The 1025-nt window shown below is 71.8% G+C and carries 1 protein-coding gene; it reads left to right on the top strand.

Annotation, left to right across the window (positions count from 1 at the left end):
* Positions 1 to 42 precede the first annotated feature (42 nt).
* Positions 43 to 1023 carry an aldo/keto reductase gene (locus tag ACIKT0_RS18935; RefSeq protein ID WP_407106843.1) on the top strand — a complete coding sequence of 327 codons (981 nt, stop codon included), beginning with the start codon at positions 43 to 45 and terminating at the stop codon, positions 1021 to 1023.
* The last annotated feature ends 2 nt before the right edge of the window (positions 1024 to 1025 follow it).

The following is a 1025-nucleotide window of genomic DNA, read 5'->3' as shown; positions in this document are numbered from 1 at the left end:
GCCGCGCCGGGCTGAGGGCGCCTCGCTCCAGGGAGAACGCCCATGACCGATTCCCGCTTCGCGCCCCCCGGCCCGCTCGGCTTCGGCGGCGCGCCGCTCGGCAACATGTTCGACGTGGTGGACGACGCCACAGCCGAGGAGGCGCTCGCGGCCGCCTGGGACACGGGCGTGCGCTATTTCGACACCGCGCCGCATTACGGCAGCGGCCTCTCCGAGCATCGCTTCGGGAACATGCTCCGCACCCGGCCGCGCGACGAGTACACCCTGTCCACCAAGGTGGGCCGGCTGCTGCTGCCGGATCCGAGAGGGGCCGAGAACCCGCCCTTCGTGCAGGGCCTCCCGTTCCGGGTGGAGCACGACTACTCCTATGACGCGACGATGCGCTCGATCGAGGACAGCTGCCAGCGCCTCGGCCTCGCCCGGATCGACGTCGCCTATATCCACGACGTCGCGGAAGACCATCACGGCGCGGCGTGGGAAGAGGTGTTCGCGCAGGCCATGACGGGCGCGGCGCGCGCGCTGATGGCGCTGCGCGACCAGGGCGTGATCAAGGGCTGGGGGCTCGGGGTGAACCGGGTGGAGCCCTGCGAGCTGGCGCTCCAGCAGTCCGATCCGGACGTCTTCCTGCTCGCCGGCCGCTACAGCCTGCTCAACCAGCCGGCGCTCGGGCGGCTGTTCCCGATGTGTCTCGAGCGCGGGGTCCATGTCGTCGTGGGCGGGCCGTACAATTCCGGCCTGCTGGCTGGCGGCAAGACCTTCGAATACGCCGAGGCGCCGCCCGAGATGATCGCGCGGCGAGACCGGATCGCTGAGTTCTGCGAACTGCACGGCGTCGACATCCGGGCGGCGGCGCTGCAGTTCTGCGCCGCGCATCCGGCGGTGGCGGCGGTCATTCCTGGCGCCAAGCGCGCCGCGAAGGTGCGCGAGAACGCCCGGCTGATGCGCGAGCCCATCCCGGCCGCGCTGTGGAGCGACCTGAAGGACACCGGCCTGTTGCCCAAGGAGGCGCCGACGCCGGGCTGAGC

Origin of the sequence: Hansschlegelia beijingensis (assembly GCF_045505405.1) — a bacterium.
Lineage (GTDB): Bacteria > Pseudomonadota > Alphaproteobacteria > Rhizobiales > Methylopilaceae > Methylopila > Methylopila beijingensis_A.
Note: the sequence above shows the minus strand (reverse complement) of the source record. Positions and strands in the feature narration are given on the sequence as shown.